The organism is Paenibacillus sp. G34, from assembly GCF_056856875.1.
In genome coordinates this window covers 1,122,918-1,140,731 of record NZ_CM166469.1, presented here as the reverse complement: position 1 = coordinate 1,140,731, position 17,814 = coordinate 1,122,918, and the positions used below count along the sequence as shown (strand labels likewise).

The 17,814-nt window shown below is 48.2% G+C and carries 12 protein-coding genes; 3 read left to right on the top strand and 9 right to left on the bottom strand.

Annotated elements, in window-relative coordinates:
* Position 1: 1 nt before the first annotated feature.
* The 9 genes from AC1VYS_RS05035 to AC1VYS_RS04995 all read right to left on the bottom strand — a co-directional run bounded on the left by AC1VYS_RS05035 (position 2) and on the right by AC1VYS_RS04995 (position 12,135).
* On the bottom strand, positions 2-2,059 hold the full coding sequence (locus tag AC1VYS_RS05035; protein ID WP_482913271.1) for an IucA/IucC family protein: 2,058 nt from the start codon (positions 2,057-2,059) through the stop codon (positions 2-4).
* Positions 2,034-3,893, bottom strand: coding sequence for an IucA/IucC family protein (locus AC1VYS_RS05030; RefSeq protein ID WP_482913270.1), 1,860 nt, complete (start codon positions 3,891-3,893; stop codon positions 2,034-2,036). Before AC1VYS_RS05030 ends, AC1VYS_RS05035 begins: the two co-directional genes overlap by 26 nt.
* Positions 3,850-5,304, bottom strand: a complete 1,455-nt coding sequence (locus AC1VYS_RS05025) for an MFS transporter (RefSeq protein ID WP_482913269.1) — start codon at positions 5,302-5,304, stop codon at positions 3,850-3,852. The genes AC1VYS_RS05030 and AC1VYS_RS05025 overlap by 44 nt, the downstream gene beginning before the upstream one ends.
* The gene (locus AC1VYS_RS05020; RefSeq protein ID WP_482913268.1) at positions 5,298-6,653 is read right to left on the bottom strand and encodes a diaminobutyrate--2-oxoglutarate transaminase; all 1,356 of its coding nucleotides are present in this window, start codon (positions 6,651-6,653) and stop codon (positions 5,298-5,300) included. Before AC1VYS_RS05020 ends, AC1VYS_RS05025 begins: the two co-directional genes overlap by 7 nt.
* 104 nt (positions 6,654-6,757) lie before the next feature.
* On the bottom strand, positions 6,758-7,789 hold the full coding sequence (locus AC1VYS_RS05015) for an ATP-grasp domain-containing protein (protein ID WP_482913267.1): 1,032 nt from the start codon (positions 7,787-7,789) through the stop codon (positions 6,758-6,760).
* Positions 7,790-8,130: 341 nt separating this feature from the next.
* On the bottom strand, positions 8,131-8,955 hold the full coding sequence (locus tag AC1VYS_RS05010; RefSeq protein WP_482913266.1) for an ABC transporter ATP-binding protein: 825 nt from the start codon (positions 8,953-8,955) through the stop codon (positions 8,131-8,133).
* Between the two features lie 13 nt (positions 8,956-8,968).
* Positions 8,969-10,012, bottom strand: coding sequence for a FecCD family ABC transporter permease (locus AC1VYS_RS05005; RefSeq protein WP_482913265.1), 1,044 nt, complete (start codon positions 10,010-10,012; stop codon positions 8,969-8,971).
* Positions 10,009-11,022 carry a FecCD family ABC transporter permease gene (locus AC1VYS_RS05000; protein WP_482913264.1) on the bottom strand — a complete coding sequence of 338 codons (1,014 nt, stop codon included), beginning with the start codon at positions 11,020-11,022 and terminating at the stop codon, positions 10,009-10,011. The genes AC1VYS_RS05005 and AC1VYS_RS05000 overlap by 4 nt, the downstream gene beginning before the upstream one ends.
* A 93-nt stretch (positions 11,023-11,115) precedes the next feature.
* Positions 11,116-12,135 carry an ABC transporter substrate-binding protein gene (locus tag AC1VYS_RS04995; protein ID WP_482913263.1) on the bottom strand — a complete coding sequence of 340 codons (1,020 nt, stop codon included), beginning with the start codon at positions 12,133-12,135 and terminating at the stop codon, positions 11,116-11,118.
* A gap of 478 nt (positions 12,136-12,613) precedes the next feature.
* Between AC1VYS_RS04995 and AC1VYS_RS04990 the strand changes: the two genes are divergently transcribed.
* The 3 genes from AC1VYS_RS04990 to AC1VYS_RS04980 all read left to right on the top strand — a co-directional run bounded on the left by AC1VYS_RS04990 (position 12,614) and on the right by AC1VYS_RS04980 (position 17,637).
* A complete protein-coding gene (locus AC1VYS_RS04990; RefSeq protein WP_482913262.1) occupies positions 12,614-13,189 on the top strand; it encodes a hypothetical protein in 576 nt (191 codons plus the stop codon).
* A gap of 219 nt (positions 13,190-13,408) precedes the next feature.
* Positions 13,409-15,196 (top strand): alpha-glycosidase, encoded by a 1,788-nt coding sequence (locus tag AC1VYS_RS04985; RefSeq protein ID WP_482913261.1) that lies wholly within the window; start codon positions 13,409-13,411, stop codon positions 15,194-15,196.
* Between the two features lie 284 nt (positions 15,197-15,480).
* Positions 15,481-17,637 (top strand): alpha-amylase family glycosyl hydrolase, encoded by a 2,157-nt coding sequence (locus AC1VYS_RS04980; RefSeq protein ID WP_482913260.1) that lies wholly within the window; start codon positions 15,481-15,483, stop codon positions 17,635-17,637.
* Positions 17,638-17,814 lie beyond the last annotated feature (177 nt).

Genomic DNA, 17,814 nt, shown 5'->3' with positions numbered 1-17,814 from the left:
CTCATCGGTTTGCTGCCTTCTGTTCGACTTCATCTTTCTGCCCGTGTTCATCGCTCTGCTCAATTTCTTCCCGCTGCTCGTATTCAACCTTCTGTTCAAGTGCATCCTTCGCCAGCTTGAGCGGATTGCTTGCCTTGCGGAAATACAATTCCCCATCCCCATGCAGCCGCCGCTTCGTCATCTCTTCGATCAAAGCATCCTCTGCCAGTAGATCAAACATCTTAAACCGCTCTGCATACTCGGGATGTTGTCGTTGATAATCCAGAATTACACCAGCGCACAGCTGCCAGAAGGCTTCTTCGGACAGGCCTAACGGCTCCAGCGACAGCGCAATATCCGTCATGCAGATAAAAAAGAACGCATCATACGTATAGTCCCGCACCTCTGATACATCCCCGGCATAGATGAACGAATAACGATTGAATTTGCGATGAGTTTCCGGTTCAGGATGCAGCTTCGGTGCCCGTTCTGGGTGCAGTAGCTGGTCCGGCACGTAACGGACGCCATCATGCAAATCTTTGATGATAATGCGCTTGGGCAACTCATTTTCCAGCACCAAAATGATATTCTGGGCATGCGATTCAAGTGCGATTCCGTGCGCATACAAGAGATGAATAATGGGCAGCGTCAGTGTACGCACCAGCGCCTCTGCCCATGGCTGAACACCATGCCGCTCGGTGGACTTTTGTATAAAAGGAACCCCGTTCCGCTGCACTAACATGAGTGCGTTCAGCGGCCATGCCGTTTCACCAGCCTTCAGGTGAACGGATACATTTTCACGCCAGATTGCACCCAGGGTGCCGTAAGCGCGGCCGTACTGCGTAACAGGCAATTGTTCGTAACGGAACGATAGACCCATGATTTCTTTTAAAATGACAAACTGCTCCCGCTGCAACAGATTATCCTCCCGCACCAGTTGATCCAGCCAATCACTGATCAGAGGTGCATTTTGCGTCGTATGCTGGGCTAGAATGCGTGTGCTTGACGTGTTCGTTATGCTCAGAGCCAGCTTGATGTATGGAGCCACAGGATTATTTCGATTCGAGAGAGAACGAATGGACTGCTGCGCACGGTAGGCTGAGGACGAAGTACCCAAATAAATGATGTCTCTATCCATTAGTTGCTTGGCAAATACGGATTCCACCGCGTGCTCCCACTGCCATGGATGAATCGGGATCAATACATAGGAATCCATGTCCAATGAAACTGTTTTGTCCCTAATAACCTGTCGGAACTGCTGTAAATCTGCCACGGTCAGATGCTCTTCCAGCAATGCTGTGGAGTCATAACCATGGGATACAGCGGTTTGAGCCAGTTCTTTTCTCACCGCAACCCAGATAAGTGGAACGTCTGCATTAAACTCGGGTCCGAAGGCAAGATTATCTTGCAACGAGAACCCCAACCTGGACTTGTAACTCGGATGATAGAGATGACCGTCCGTCATGTGACTTTCCAGCGCATCGTAGTGCCGATCCTGAACCGGAATGCTTAGAGGCAGCATGGCCCGGCACTGACTGTCCTTTGCCATCGTTTCTTGCAGTTCCTGAACAAACGCCGTCCGTTTCGCTCCCTTCAGACGATTCATTACCATCTCCTCCAAAAACACATCCAGATCCGTGCAGACCATGCCTTCACGCTTGATCGACCCAACCTTTACCTTCACCCGGCCAAACGAAAACTTCTGCTCCGCTTCACACGTATACACCACCGGTTCACCTGATGCTGTAACGCCGCTGGTCGACCATTCACTCCCGCTCACCTGACGATCCAGTATGCCCTCAAACCACATCGCTTCCAGTGCCTGCCGTATGATCCGCTCCTGAACTTCCACGTATACAGGGGCCGCCCCGTCATTGGAGACTTTGCTGACTTTCCCCACTATGTTGAGGTCATTTTGGTCGTTTGGGTCATTTTGGTCGCTTGTGTTGTTAATCTTACGTGTTCCACTTAGTTCTCCTGTTCCTATGTCACTTACTTCTGTTATCACTGTTGCCGTCATGTCTGATGTTTGGGTTACCTTCTTCTCGTCTGCCTCAGTTCCGATTCCCTCGAATTTCACACGCTTCACTCCCTAAACGTTTCATGACGTTACCTACCGGCACATAAGCCGGGGTCTGACTAATGCCCGTGAGACAACTTAGCAGATTTTGTTTGGCTAGAAAGGCGTCTGCGTTCAGCAAATGTTCCACATAAGCGTTGCCTGTTCGAACCCATTCTTCTTCAAGCACCTCTCGCACCTGCGCCCAGAAGTACTCCTCCGGCACGTTCACATCCCGGGCCAGTACATGAATTAACGAACCCAGATGATTCACGATAAAATAATACGAGGTTCGCGCCCATGCCTTCTCACGCGGATAAAATAACAACCCGGACAGTCCATCGACCAGTTGCTCGTCTACACTGACCCCTTCCAGATCACGTACGATAAAAGCAACCGGCACGCCCTGCTCCATGGTCACCAGTGTGTTCTGCAGATGGGCTTCAAAATGAATGCCTTTTTCTCCCGCTGCTCGCACGAGCGGTAACAACGAACAGGTAAGATATCGTGACAGCCATTGCTTGACCTTGTCACGATCCACCATATTATTTTCGGCAATGGCAACAGGATGTGCTGCCTTCCACTGACCATTCGCTGCACCCTTGCTATGTTCATGATTAGCGTTTTCCAGTCCGCTAGGGGCATGTCGGGTAACCTTTGCTGGTTCCGGTTTTCTACTTACCGTATGCACAGTTTTCTCTGTTGCATCTTCGGCCCCATCATGTCTGCCACATAGCATTGTCACTAACCGGGACGGTGCCCCAGGCCATGGCGACTCGACCAGACTGGACAATACATATGTATTCGCAGGGTCGAATTCAATGGGCCGATAGGCGATCGTGAACAGGCTTGTCAACTCTTCGTCCTCAAACCTGCATGTCGCTACACCTGTCTCATATGCGATATGAGTCTGTTGCTCCGCATCAAAACATCTCTGCTGCCACACATACGTGGATGCATCCATTGTCCGCTTCATCTGCTCGCCACTGTTGGTACGAATCATGTTGGTAATCTGCATATTGAGCGACAGCTTGATATTGCAGTTCCAGGTTGGAACGTACACCGTGCGTACCGAAGAGGTCGGATAGGCAAGCGGCCCTGCGCTGCCCAGCAGCAACAGCTTCTCTTCACGGATATACGACTGCACCTCATCCAGACGGGAGATGTGCGCATACTGCCATGGATGAACGGGCAGGAGCCCATACATGCTGAACTTCTCTTTTGACACAGGCCAGTCCTGGCTTGCCAGAAGGTGATGCAGGTCGATTTTATCCGAGTGCGCTACCCACTCCTCCGCATATACATCTTGTCTTACGGCGATATAACAGAGCTGGAACGAGGTTCGAAGTTCTGGACTATATCGCTGCACATCCTGGGCAGTAAAACCTCTGGTATTTTTCGGAAAAGGGTGAAACGGATGACCATACAATAAGGACTGCTCGGAGGTGATATAGTCATGCACTCCTAGACCAGACGCTTGCTCCAAGTACAATGTGAGGTTAGCAACGCTGTTCTCCACCTTTTGAATAAAATCACGAACGCGTTCGCCTCCCCGATCTGGATCTCCGTCAATTTCAGACGAAATCCAGCGCACCAGATCACGGTAATGCACAGTTTGCCCATTACAATTCATACTGAGATATTCATGCTCACCCATAGCTGAGTAGTAAGACAGCAGCCCCATTACGCTTACACCGCTGGTTGGAAAAGTGATCGTATAGGTCAGCGTATCCGGGTTGAGCTGAATCTGTTCTGCTCTCTCCGGCCCAAGCTCACGGACATAACCGTTCAGCAGCAGCTTGCAGGAATGTTCATCGGCCTGTTGCTCCGCCTTGGACCGGAGTTTGTTTTCCATTTTGAACAATGAAGCCAACCTTCTTTCGAGTTATAAGTAAGACCAGAGGTAACGTCAGCAGAATAGCGCAGCCAAGACCTACGCAGATTTCTTTAATGGCTCCCCATTTTGCCAGTTCAACCGCGCTGCCATGCCCGGCCAGCCATTGCCAGCGCATATCGTAATACAGCGTCATGCCCATCACTGCAAATGATGAAGCCAGGCGTTCAATTGTTGTGGACAGTACCGATCCTTCATGCATGTCTTCATCAGGCAACGCCTGCAGACCTATGGCAGAAATACTCATGCCAGACAGGCCCACACCAACTCCCCGGCACGCCATCAGCACCCCGATGATCCATACAGACGCCCCCATAGGAAGAAATGCAAAGGACAGAATGGATACGGACACTAGCAGTGTGCCCCAAGCGATAAAATGAAGTGAGCGCCCCCGATCTAACAGGTTGCCTCCAATCCACATGAACAGACTCGTAGAGATCGAGAGCGGAATGAACAGGGCGCCGGAAAGTGCCGGAGACCATTGAAAGACTTCCTGGAATAGCAGTGGCAACGCAAAAATCACGCCAAACATCACACAATCCTGAATCGTGGAGATCAGAACGGTAAGGGGAAAAACACCTTTTCTCCGCAGTAACGAATAACGGATGAGCGGCTCATCACGTGCATTTTCAACCCGGATAAAACGAATAAGCAACACCACGCCAAGAGCAATCAGGGTCCAGGGTATCCATGGAGCCACTGTGGGACTGGCATACAACTGTACGCCCAGACTGAGTGCACCAATTGCACCAACAAGCCGTATTACACTGGATGGATGCCACGTTTTCCTGCGAGCCGGGATATAGGCTTGAATCACACGTCCACAACCTATTAGCGAAAAAAGAGCCAGCGGTACGTTCAGCCAGAACAGCATCTCCAGCCGTCCATACTGAATGATAAACCCGCCAAGGGTCGGCCCAGCCGCAGGAGCAAGCATTAGCAGCAAACCCCAGGCGCCCGTAATGCGTCCCCGAACCTCCGGACCGTAAACATCAAACAGCAACACAAGAGATAAAGGAATCATCAGGCCTGCGGCTACTCCATGCATGAACCTTACAAGCAGCAGCACTTCAATAAAAGAATGGAGCAAGGCACCGAGCACAGAAAATCCCCCGTAAATGCAGATGCCCAGCATGTACGTTCGCTTGCGTCCCAACCGGTCTACGATCAGGGAAGCCAGCGGCATCGTTAATGTCATGGCGAGCATGTACAGGGCAATGATCCAGCCGCCTGCTGTAGTGGAAATGTCATAATATTCGATGAAATACGGAAGCAGCAGGTTGAACGCACTGTTGGTAAGCACAAGGGTGAAGGCTCCCAGTAGAATAGCAAGTAAAACCGCATGCCGCCGAAGCAGCGATGCACTCAGCATACCGCTTCCGTTAATGCAATAGCTTCCGATACCGACTGCTCAAAAATCGCCAGTACCTCGCCCGCTTCCTTCTCCGTAATATTCAGTGGCGGCAGGAAACGCACAACCGCAGAGTGACGTCCACCGACTTCTACAATGAGCCCGTTACGGAAACATTGCTGCTGAATGACGGAAGCCAGTTCACCGTGCTGTAGATAATGTCCCAGACGATCTTTGCCGCCTTGCGGGTTAACCACTTCAACACCGATCATCAGTCCCCGGCCACGAACGTCACCGATTTCGGCAAAACGTTCTTTCATTGCATTGAGCCGTGCCATGAATTGTTCACTGCGCAGATGCACGTTATGCATCACATGATGCTCCTTGATATAACGGAGCGTGGCGAGACCCGCAGCCATCGCTAGCTGATTGCCACGAAATGTGCCTGTATGTGCACCCGGCTTCCACTGATCCAGCTCTTCCTTATAGATCACAACAGACATGGGAAGACTGCCGCCTACGGCTTTGGAGCAAATGATAACATCGGGCACAATACCTGCGTGTTCAAACGAAAACATACATCCCGTCCGGCCAATACCCGTCTGCACTTCATCAATAATGAGTGGAATGTTTCGCTCCGCTGTGATTCGGCGTAACTCCTTCAACCACTCCATATCCGCTGGAATCGCACCACCCTCGCCTTGTACCGTTTCCACAATCACACCGCATGGCGCAGCTATTCCGCTCTCACAATCATCCAGCAAGTTTTCAATGTACTGTGAACTTAAACGGGCAGTCATGCCTGCACCAACCCCAAATGGACAGCGGTATTCATACGGAAACGGCAGGAAATGCACATCCGGCAGCAGGCTTTGCAGCTGTTCCTTTTTACTTAGATTGCCGCTCATGGACATCGTCGCTTGGGTTGAACCGTGGTATCCACCTTGGAAAGCCAAAATGGATTTGCCGCCTGTTGCATGTTTTACCAGCTTGATCGCTGCTTCGACCGCATCGGCTCCGGTTGGGCCACAGAACTGAATTTTGGATCTATTCCGCATCTCTTCGGGCAGTAAGGTGAGTAACTCCTGCATAAACGAAAGCTTAAGCGGTGTAGCCAAATCCAGGGTATGTAACGGAATTTGCTGATCCAGCACCTCGCGAATGGCGCTAACGACCGTCTCATGGTTATGTCCAAGCGCAAGTGTTCCCGCACCTGCGAGACAATCGTAAAATTCACGGCCTTCCGTATCCGTAATCTTGATACCCTGAGCTTTGCTGATAACGAGCGGGAAATGCCTTGGGTATGATCGTGCGTTGGACTCCTTTTCGTTCTGTAGCTTCAGGTATTCCGTCTGTACCTCTACTGACATAACTCTCTAACGCCCCTTATCCTCGATTCAGGCCAATCAATGCCTGTGCATTCGTTATTAACTCTATTCCGTATCGAAACAAGTGCCTTATGACGCGCTTGTTGTTAATTCTGAAATAGATACTCCAGATATTGACGCACAACATCCTTTCTCGTCCCGCCATGCGGATATACGTGGTGAGTCAGATCCGGCAATGCGTTAACTTCCAGAATACCTCCCTGTGCAGTTGTAATAGGTACTCGAATGTCCTTACAACGGACATCTATACCTGCGACGTCAATCTGGAGCGATTGGGCTGCCTGTATCATCATGCGGGCATTCTCCGGGTGTATGTCATCCGTACAATCCCGGTAAAATTCACTAATCTTCCCGGCTGCCGAATTACGGAGGTCATACAGCTCAATCTCTTGACCCACAAGAGGTATGTCATTCCAACCAACACCTTGCTTACGCAATGTATCCAGCAAACGTGTGTTATCAACATTTTTGAGATCAATCGCAGGAAAAGATTCATACATACCGATCTCCGTGTCTTCCATTCGGCTCTCGTTCAGCCTCTCAATAAGTTCACATATAGACGAACTACCATCGCCAATCACATATACAGGACGGTATCGGTTAACCGCCGCTACCTGATCGTTGATAATCAGCACCCGGTAGTCGGTTCCAATGACATATTGCTGCAGCAGTATGCTACTTCCATATTGGGCTGCGAGGTCCATCGCTTTTCCCAATTCAGCAATGTTGCGTACATCCAGCGTAACCCCCTGACTGCTGCTGGAATCCAGCGGTTTAACTACGATGGAGCCATGCTGTTGTAGAAAAGTTTCTGCCTCTTCTCCCATGGCTGCCACAACGATATGCGACGGAACTGGCATCCCTTGCTCATGCAGGATCAGATTACACGCCTGTTTATTCTTGGCAAGTAGTCCAGCGATCAGCGGTAACCGATGGGTTCTCGTTTTGTTAATGATGATCTGCTTGTGCTCCATGGACAGTTTTAGAAAATCTTCACAACCCTCCACTAGCAACTCGCAACCGATGCCCATCTCTTTCGCTTTGTTTAGAATCAGCCGATTCTGTAAATTCTCAAAACCTTCTGGAAATACGGAACATTTGGAACGAAGTAAATTCATATCCGACCTTCCTATCGGTTGATTTTATTGATAATGATTATCAGTATCACACAAAATCTATTTTATGGTAATTGTTTGATTGTTGTCAATATAAAACTTTTAAGGGAAAAATAGTTTTATTTTCCGAAGCGCGTATTTTAGTTATCGACTTAGAGGTCACTAAAAGGCATAACAAATCGGGCAAGCTGTAGAATCTTTAAAATCTCCTTCCGCTTGCCTGTTTTGTTATCCCCATGAAGATGGACATGTAACTGGGGGGTGAATTAGAGGATTGATCACTGACTATCTTTGACGAACAGGAGTCTAAAGCTACCATTCATCAAGCATTAATTAAGCACTCATTAAGCTAGTTGTGTATAACGTTGCTGTTCTCCGTTCAGCTTCCTGCCTCTTCCGTGCGGAATACAAGTTGGCGTACCGAATAACGGATCTACAGCAATATCACACTCCATCTGAAAGACATTGCGTACGAGATCACGAGTAATGATATCCTCCGGTTTACCCTCTGCATAGATGGACTTGTTGTGCACTGCCACAATATGGTGTGCGTATCGACACGCCAGATTCAGGTCGTGAAGCACCATTACGATGGTACGCCCTTCTCGTTCGTTTAATTCAAACAACAGATCCAGAATATCAATCTGATGTGTCATATCCAGATACGTCGTAGGCTCGTCCAGCAGCAATGTCTCCGTACCTTGTGCCAAGGTCATGGCGATCCATGCGCGCTGACGCTGACCACCGGATAACGCATCAACAGGACGATCTGCAAGTTCTGTCAGATGTGTGGATGCAAGTGCCAGTTCGACCATACGCTCATCCTCACGTGACCACTGTTTAAGCCATGTCTGATGAGGATAACGCCCCTGACGAACCAGCTGATTTATGGTCAAACCCTCGGGTGCCGTTGGGCCTTGGGGCAAAATGGACATGCGTCTGGAGATTTCTTTAGTGGGCAACTTTGCAATCTCTTCCCCATCTAGTAATACGGTGCCTGAACTGGACTTCAGCAGTCTCGCCATCGTACGCAACAATGTCGATTTACCGCAGCCATTACTGCCGATCAAGACAGTAATCTCTCCTTTGGGAATCGTCAGGTTCAGGTTTTCAATGATCGGATCTGCTCCATAGGAGACGGTAAGCTGCTTGGCTTCCAGAATACTCACGGCGCTCTCCTCCTCAATAGTGGTTTCGATTCTTAAATAGTAGATACAAGAAGAACGGTGCACCAATGCCTGCGGTGAATACACCTGCCGGTACGTCCAGCGGCAGGAAAGCCGTTCGGGCAATGAGATCAGCCACACAGACCAGTAGCGCACCAACGAATCCGGATACCAGCAGCATGCTGCCGAACATTCGCCCTACCAGCTTTCGCGCAATATGGGGGGCGATGAGACCTACAAAGCCAATTGTGCCAGCTACAGAAACAGCAATCCCTGCAAGCAGCACACTGCATAAAAGCAGGGCAGATCGATGCCACTGCACTGTAACACCAAGCCCTGTGGCAAGATCATCTCCGAACTCCTGTGCATTTAGACTGCGGGCAAAACCCATGGCGAGGGGCACAACAATGACAATGACGGGGAGTATAGTTCGAATATCCGTCCATGTTGCCCCGTAGATGCTGCCTGTTAGCCAGATGTAGGCCTGACTCGCCGTATAGAAGGGGCTTAGAATCAACATAAAGGTGGTGCCAGCACCCGTTATAGCCGAGACGCCGATTCCAATCAGCACAAGCCGGATTGGACTGACTCCTTTTTTCCAAGCAAGAATATAAATGATGATTGCCGTTACCATCGCACCGATAACAGCAAAGAGTGGTAGCAGTTTGATGCTAACCGTTCCGCCCAACAACGTTACGAATCCTACAGCAGCTACCGCAGCACCACCCGTTATGCCGATGACATCGGGTGAAGCAAGTGGATTACGGATAATACCCTGTAACAGTGCACCCGACATCCCAAGTGCGGCTCCGACAAGCAGAGATAACAATACACGTGGAAGCCTAAGTGTCAGCACAACGAAATCATGCTCTCCTGCATTCAGTCCAAAGATCGTTCGAAGGACATCCAGTGGAGAAATAAAGTCACTGCCTAAACTTGTTCCGACTACCCCTGCTACCAGAAACAGAAGAACACATACGGCGATAATCATTATGGATTTACGCTCGACTTGCATGGAGACGGTGCCTTTTTTATTCCGATAGGTCAGCATCTTCTTCATAACTTCGTCACCCCCTTGCGGGCGATATAGATAAAGAATGGACCGCCGATCAGGGCCGTCATGACACCGAGCGGAAGTTCCTGCGGCATAATCACCAGCCTTGCTACGACATCGGCCGACACCAGCAGAATCGCCCCACCCACGTAGCAATATGGGATAAGCCAGCGATAGTCATTGCCCACTAAGGCGCGCATGATATGGGGTACAACGAGGCCAACCAAACCAATGGAACCAGCTACTGCGACGGAGCCACCCGCCAGTAGTACCGTAACGACTCCCATCATTCCTTTGACCAGGAGCACGTTCTGACCCATACCTTTAGCAATGTCATCCCCTGTTAATAACAAATTGATGGCTCTCCCCATGAATAGCGATACCAATGCAGCCGCTGCCATATAAGGTAGAACCGGATACAGCATCTCCAGCGTTCGTCCACTTACCGAACCGGCAAGCCAGAACAATACATCCTGCAGCCCTGTTCCATCCAAGACGAGAATCGCTTGGGTAAAGGAGGCAAACAAGGCCGAAATAGCGGTACCTGCTAGTATAATTTTGATCGGAGTCAGACCGTCACGCCCAAGCGAACCCAGACCATATACAATCGCTGCCGAGATCGCCGCCCCGGCAAATCCAAACCACATCATCGTGGTCAAGGAAGATACGGATAGTACCACAACAGCAATAACAATAAAGAAAATGGCACCCGCATTAATCCCGAACACACTCGGCGATGCCAGCGGATTACGTGTCAGTGCCTGCATCAGTCCACCTGCAACAGCCAGACTCGCACCTACAACTGCCGCAATAATCGTGCGTGGCAATCGTTCTGTCAGAAGCACCACGTGTCCTACCGACGTTTCATCATAGGAATGGTATGCATCCCACAACATATGGAACGTAATAGGTGTGCGTCCCAGAATCATGCTGGCGGTTGCAGCGATTACCATAAGAATGAACAAACCAACTAACCCGTATATTTTCGCACTTGCCTTGGTAAAAAGGGGAAACATACGCTCACTCTCTCATCTGTAAATTGAAATAGGATCTGCCTGCCCATATACTTCGCTCACGAAAGTTCTGGTACACGGCAGATCCTGCTCTTATTATTTAGTTAAGTTGAACTGCTTGTATAGATCGTCCAGCATCATGTTGGCTGAAGTATATCCGCCTGCCATGTTCCAGGCCACTTCATCTACCTGAACCAACTGGTTGTTTTTTACAGCGTCCAGGTTTTTCCAAAGTGGACTGCTTGTCCAATCTTTGTAGTTTTTCTCAATTGCAGCTGTATCCGTGCCCGAGTTAAAATTAAAGATCATGTCTGCATTCATATCTGGAATCGCTTCTTTGGATGTCAGTTCGACACCCCATTTATCCGCATCATGCCCTGCCGGTCTTGTAAAACCAAGTTCCTTCAGAATTTTACCGGCATATCCCATGTAGAAAATACGAACCTGATCCGCTCTAAAGTTTGTGATGGTTGCTTCAATCGGCAGACGGTTACCCATCTTCTGTTTGAAATCTGCCACACGAGTCTCCCAATCAGCGAGCAGTTTACTCGCTTCATCTGTTTTGTTCATGGCTTCCCCTGCAAGCTTCAACGTTTCTTTCCAATCGAACAGTGTTTCGGTCACGATCGTTGGTGCGATCTGGGACAACTGATCATAGATCTCTTCGTGCCTGATCTTGGTTGCAATAATGAGATCAGGCTTCAGCTTGTTGATCTCTTCCAGATTGGGCTGAGGTTCTTGACCCACTTGTGGTACACCGTCCAAGTCTTTACGCAGATATTCATAAACAGGCTGCTGAACCCATGATTCAACGACACCCGCTGGTTTCACACCAAGTGCTACCACAACATCATTCGCACCTTGGAACAGGGTCACGATTCGTTGCGGGGTTCCCGTAATTTTGGTTTCCCCCATGGCATGTTTGATCACCCGTGTCTCGTCTGTAGCTTTGACAGCTTTATCTCCCTCCGTGCTACCTTCAGCACTTTTACCACTTGTTGCCGAGCTTGTTGTATTGGTTGTACCCGCACTTCCCCCTGAAGCACAGCCAGCCAGCAGCGAAATCATAAGAATAAGCGCTGCATAAATATAGAAATTTTTACTGAATCGAAACATGGAACCCGTCTCCCCTTTTCATTCTAAATGATATTGAATCTCATTATCATTTGTATTGTAATGGAGTTGGATGATTTAGACAAGCACTTCTTTGGAAAAAATTTTTACGATCCATATCCATCTTCATTCATCCTAGAAATGCTGCTGTATAAGCACATTTGAAGTGAATGCATATAATATAAATCGATATCATTAAACGGATGCGCAACCACTTATGTCCATTGTCCCTGCTTCTTCTGGGCAAAATATCACTTGAACTATCCTTCTATTTCTTGATCTGACCATATTTTAATAGATACATATTTATTCAAAATAGATATATATTTATGAATATCGATCATACTCTGTACTTGCATACTCACTGTCGACTCATTTAACTCATATTTTATTCCTAATTTATTCCTGTAAAAGAAACTCTTCTTATGTTAGATTATCCCTTGGAATAAAATCACATATATAAAGACAGGGGACGGATATTATGAAAAAACATTGGATTCTTTCGATCCTGATGAGTATGGTGTTGATCGGCGGCGTAGTTCTCCCAACGGGGCATTATGTTGCGGCAGCAGACAACTCCACTGTGATTTCGGATGAGGAAAACACGGAAGAGACAATCAACCAGGAGGAACAGGAGCTTACAGCAGATGATCAAGACTTCCTCGATTATTTGGAGGCTCTGGAAGCACCTGGTGTCTATGAACAGAAGGCTTTGAAAGTCCTAGGCGATACAACATATATTACGCCTTCCAATCGCAAATCTTTCTTTTTACAATTGAACAATGTTGCTGTTCCAAACTACACGAAGTATGTTTCTATGTTGAAACAGATTAAGCCAGAAAATCCGGAGCTAAAAAAAATCCATAACAAGTTAATCAAAGGCAGCTATACCCAACTGGAAGCAAGTATATTATTCAAAAAAGCCGTTTCCAAAACTCAGATCAATAAAACTTTACTCAAACAGGGCAACGAAAAAGTTGCAGCGGGCTTGAAGCTTATACTAGAGTACCAGGCTGAAATAAATACTTACGGTGAAACACTTGGATTTGAGATGTAATCCTCCCTATACGAACATCAATATTGATAATTAAGGAAAAAAAGTGTTTTCTTTTGCAAAAATAATTCGTATAATAGCCGTATAATCAAAAGGCTATGCTGCCGAAAGGTACAACCTCGTGAACTTTGGAGGTTGTGCCTTTTTTGCGTTTTCAGCGATATTTCTATGGCAGTCCCTAGCCTTATCTTGCATTTAACCATGTGCCAAGGAGTGATTCACATGATTTTAGAAGCGATTTATCACCGTCCGAAACTGAACTGGTCTTACGCGTATAATCGCACAACCATGCATCTCCGTCTGCGTTCCAAACGAGGGGATTTGGATGCCGTCATTGCAATCACAGGGGATAAATATGCCTGGGATCGGACGATCACGCATATTCCTATGCGGATTTTCGCCCGGGACGAAATGTTTGATTATTGGGAGGCCGAGACATCTCCGCCCTACCGCAGACTCCGTTATGCCTTCCAGCTTATCCAAGGGGAAGATTCCGTGTGGATGACAGAGCGAGGATTTGAGCAGGCGCTACCGGAGCATCCACTTGAAATGTTTGATTTTCCGTTCATGAATCCGGTTGATATTTTTGAACCGCCTGCATGGGTTAAGGATGCTGTATTTTATCAAATTTTCCCCGAACGTTTTGCGAATGGTGATCCCTCTCTGACGCCAGCCGATGCTGAACCTTGGGGTGGTACGCCTACACCTACCAACTTCTTTGGCGGAGACCTGCAAGGCGTGATGGATCATCTGGATCATTTTAGTGAACTCGGGATCACAGCCATCTATTTCTGTCCATTGTTCGAGGCCACGACCAACCATAAATACAATACCGCGGATTACTTGAAGGTTGATCCTCAGTTTGGTACGAATGAACAATTAAAAATGCTAGTGGACGCCTGTCATGATCGTGGTATACGAGTCGTTCTAGATGCCGTATTTAACCATTCAGGAAGAGAGTTTCCTCCTTTTGTCGACGTAATGAAAAATGGTGTTAGTTCCCCTTATGCAGACTGGTTCTACATTAAGGATTGGCCGCCGCGCGTAGAGGATGACATACCGACGTATGAAACCTTTGCTTTCGAGCCGCTTATGCCGAAGCTCAACACGGAGCACCCAGATGTCAAAGCCTATCTGCTTGAGGTTGCACGCTACTGGATCGAAGAGATGGATATTGACGGTTGGCGACTGGATGTAGCCAATGAGGTGGATCACCAGTTTTGGCGTGAGTTCCGGCAAACGGTCAAAGCGATCAAACCCGATGCTTACCTGCTCGGTGAAATCTGGCATGATTCATTGATGTGGCTGCAAGGCGACCAGTTTGATGCAGTCATGAACTACCCTTTTACCAACTCCGTACTGGATTATACGGTGCATGGCAAGCTGGATGGGCTGGGATTCGCCAACGAAATTGGCAAACTGCTTGCTTCGTACTCCCAACCGATTACCGAAGCAGCGTTTAACCTGTTAGGCAGCCACGATACTCCAAGGTTACTGACGTTATGTGATGGGGATATACGCAAAATGAAATTGGCTGTCACGTTGCTTTTCTCCTATCCGGGTGCACCTTGCGTCTATTATGGAGATGAGATTGGACTAGACGGTGGATATGACCCGGGTTGCCGTAAATGTATGGAATGGGATGTGAGCAAACAAAACCGGGAGTTGCTTGAATTTTTCACCCGTACTATTGAGTTACGGAAGGGACATCCCGCTTTGCGTAGTACGGAGTTAAAGATTATGTATGCCCAAGCAGGCGATCCTTGCCTTGCTATGGAACGTATGGATTCGGAGACGGGAGAACGCATGTTACTGGTGATCAATGCCAGTGATGAGCCACGTAAACTGGAGCTTGGGTGGGGAGATCATAACGTCTGGCGCGACTTGTTTACCTCTACTCCAGTGGAAGCAAGACAGAACAAGTTGACCTTGGATCTTGCTGCATATGGTTTCTCTTTGTTGCAATGTGAGGCGAAGCAGGAAGCGGAATCGAGCGGGATACTTTTGTAAATATAAAAATAGAAATAAAATGCATATAAAAAATTTATTGACATATAACCCAATTTTTCTTAAGATAGCGATGTAATCATAACTCGAGGGCTATGCTTTTAAACCCCAGCGGTTTAGGACAACCCCGGTAACTCCCCAAGGAGATACCGGGGTTGCCTGCGTTTACGCCTGGAAGGAGGAATGCAAAAAACTCAGTGAATCAACCTGTACTATTGTAAGCGCTACAATTCAAAATCCATTGGTTATTTATCCAAAACTACTATATTCACGAAGGGTGGATTACCATGTTTCAAATGGCCAAACGTGCATTCCTCAGCACTACACTGACCCTCGGCTTGCTTGCCGGCAGCGCCCTGCCGTTTTTGCCAGCTTCTGCTGTATACGCCGATCCGGACACCGCTGTAACCAACAAGCAGAGTTTCAGTACAGATGTGATCTACCAAGTGTTTACGGATCGCTTTTTGGATGGCAATCCCTCCAACAACCCTACCGGAGCCGCTTATGATGCCACATGCAGCAATTTGAAGCTGTACTGCGGCGGAGACTGGCAAGGGTTAATCAACAAAATCAACGATAACTATTTCAGTGATCTGGGTGTCACAGCGTTGTGGATCTCCCAGCCTGTCGAAAATATTTTTGCAACGATCAACTATAGCGGTGTAACCAACACAGCCTACCACGGCTACTGGGCTCGGGACTTCAAAAAGACCAATCCATACTTCGGCACGATGGCGGATTTTCAGAACCTGGTTACGACGGCCCATGCCAAAGGCATCAAGATTGTCATTGACTTTGCACCGAACCACACCTCTCCAGCGATGGAAACGGACACGTCTTTTGCCGAAAATGGCAGATTGTACGATAACGGTACATTGGTAGGCGGTTATACCAACGATACCAACGGGTATTTCCATCACAATGGCGGCTCCGACTTCTCTTCCCTGGAGAACGGCATCTACAAAAATCTGTATGACCTGGCCGACTTCAACCACAATAATGCGACCATCGACAAATACTTCAAAGATGCAATCAAACTGTGGCTCGATCTGGGCGTTGACGGCATTCGGGTGGATGCGGTGAAGCATATGCCTCTCGGCTGGCAAAAGAGCTGGATGTCCTCCATCTACGCACACAAACCGGTATTCACTTTTGGTGAATGGTTCCTGGGATCGGCTGCTTCCGATGCGGATAACACAGAATTTGCCAACAAATCTGGAATGAGTCTGCTTGATTTCCGCTTTAACTCCGCTGTACGTAATGTGTTCCGCGATAATACATCCAATATGTACGCACTCGATTCCATGATTAACAGTACCGCTACCGATTACAATCAAGTGGGTGATCAGGTGACGTTCATCGACAACCATGATATGGATCGTTTCAAAACAAATGCAGTTAACAATCGCCGCCTGGAACAGGCTTTGGCCTTCACGTTGACTTCACGTGGTGTGCCTGCCATCTACTACGGTACAGAACAGTACCTGACGGGGAATGGAGATCCGGATAACCGGGCCAAAATGCCTTTGTTCACCAAAACTACAACAGCGTTTAACGTCATCAGCAAACTTGCGCCTCTGCGCAAATCCAATCCGGCCATCGCCTACGGTTCCACACAGCAGCGCTGGATTAACAATGATGTATATGTTTATGAGCGCAAATTCGGCAAGAGTGTAGCCGTTGTCGCTATAAACCGCAATCTATCCACATCAGCAAGCATTGCAGGATTGAGCACTTCGCTGCCTACAGGTTCATACACGGATGTACTTGGCGGTGTGTTGAATGGAAACAATATCACATCCACGAACGGCAGCATTAACAACTTTACCCTTGCTGCGGGCGCAACGGCAGTATGGCAATATATCACAGCCGAAACGACACCAACCATCGGTCATGTTGGTCCGGTTATGGGGAAACCCGGTAATGTAGTGACCATTGATGGCCGTGGATTCGGTTCGACGAAAGGCACGGTCTACTTCGGCACCACAGCGGTTACCGGGGCAGCGATTACGTCTTGGGAAGATACACAGATTAAAGTAACCCTCCCTTCCGTTGCCGCTGGCAACTATGCAGTCAAAATCGCTGCAAATGGGGTAAACAGCAATGCTTATGACAACTTCACCATCCTGACTGGCGATCAGGTTACCGTTCGCTTTGTTGTGAACAATGCATCTACAACGCTTGGACAGAACCTCTATCTAACAGGCAACGTAGCCGAGCTTGGCAACTGGAGCACCGGTTCAAGTGCCATTGGACCCGCATTCAATCAGGTCATTCATCAATACCCAACCTGGTACTATGATGTCAGCGTACCGGCAGGCAAACCACTGGAGTTCAAGTTTTTCAAGAAAAATGGATCAATAATTACATGGGAGAGCGGCTCCAACCACACATTTACAACACCAGGGAGCGGAACAGCTACCGTTACGGTAAACTGGCAGTAAAAGCTTCATAACATGAATACACAAACTAACCCGGAGTACGCAATCCAGCGTATTTCCGGGTTTTGCTATGTGCTACAGCCTGAGGCTCACTGGAAGGGTTCATCCCCTTACAATACTTTCCTTCTTTTTTCATTAGAGGTTCTAACCCTGTATGCTACGAATCTTTTGTATGCTATG

Excerpts from the sequence above, each read along its gene's own strand:
- AC1VYS_RS05030 (WP_482913270.1), bottom strand. The coding sequence starts at position 3,893 with ATGGAAAACAAACTCCGGTCCAAGGCGGAGCAACAGGCCGATGAACAT.
- AC1VYS_RS05025 (WP_482913269.1), bottom strand. The coding sequence starts at position 5,304 with ATGCTGAGTGCATCGCTGCTTCGGCGGCATGCGGTTTTACTTGCTATT.
- AC1VYS_RS05020 (WP_482913268.1), bottom strand. The coding sequence starts at position 6,653 with ATGTCAGTAGAGGTACAGACGGAATACCTGAAGCTACAGAACGAAAAG.
- AC1VYS_RS05015 (WP_482913267.1), bottom strand. The coding sequence starts at position 7,789 with ATGAATTTACTTCGTTCCAAATGTTCCGTATTTCCAGAAGGTTTTGAG.
- AC1VYS_RS05005 (WP_482913265.1), bottom strand. The coding sequence starts at position 10,012 with ATGAAGAAGATGCTGACCTATCGGAATAAAAAAGGCACCGTCTCCATG.
- AC1VYS_RS05000 (WP_482913264.1), bottom strand. The coding sequence starts at position 11,022 with ATGTTTCCCCTTTTTACCAAGGCAAGTGCGAAAATATACGGGTTAGTT.
- AC1VYS_RS04995 (WP_482913263.1), bottom strand. The coding sequence starts at position 12,135 with ATGTTTCGATTCAGTAAAAATTTCTATATTTATGCAGCGCTTATTCTT.
- AC1VYS_RS04990 (WP_482913262.1), top strand. The coding sequence starts at position 12,614 with ATGAAAAAACATTGGATTCTTTCGATCCTGATGAGTATGGTGTTGATC.
- AC1VYS_RS04985 (WP_482913261.1), top strand. The coding sequence starts at position 13,409 with ATGATTTTAGAAGCGATTTATCACCGTCCGAAACTGAACTGGTCTTAC.
- AC1VYS_RS04980 (WP_482913260.1), top strand. The coding sequence starts at position 15,481 with ATGTTTCAAATGGCCAAACGTGCATTCCTCAGCACTACACTGACCCTC.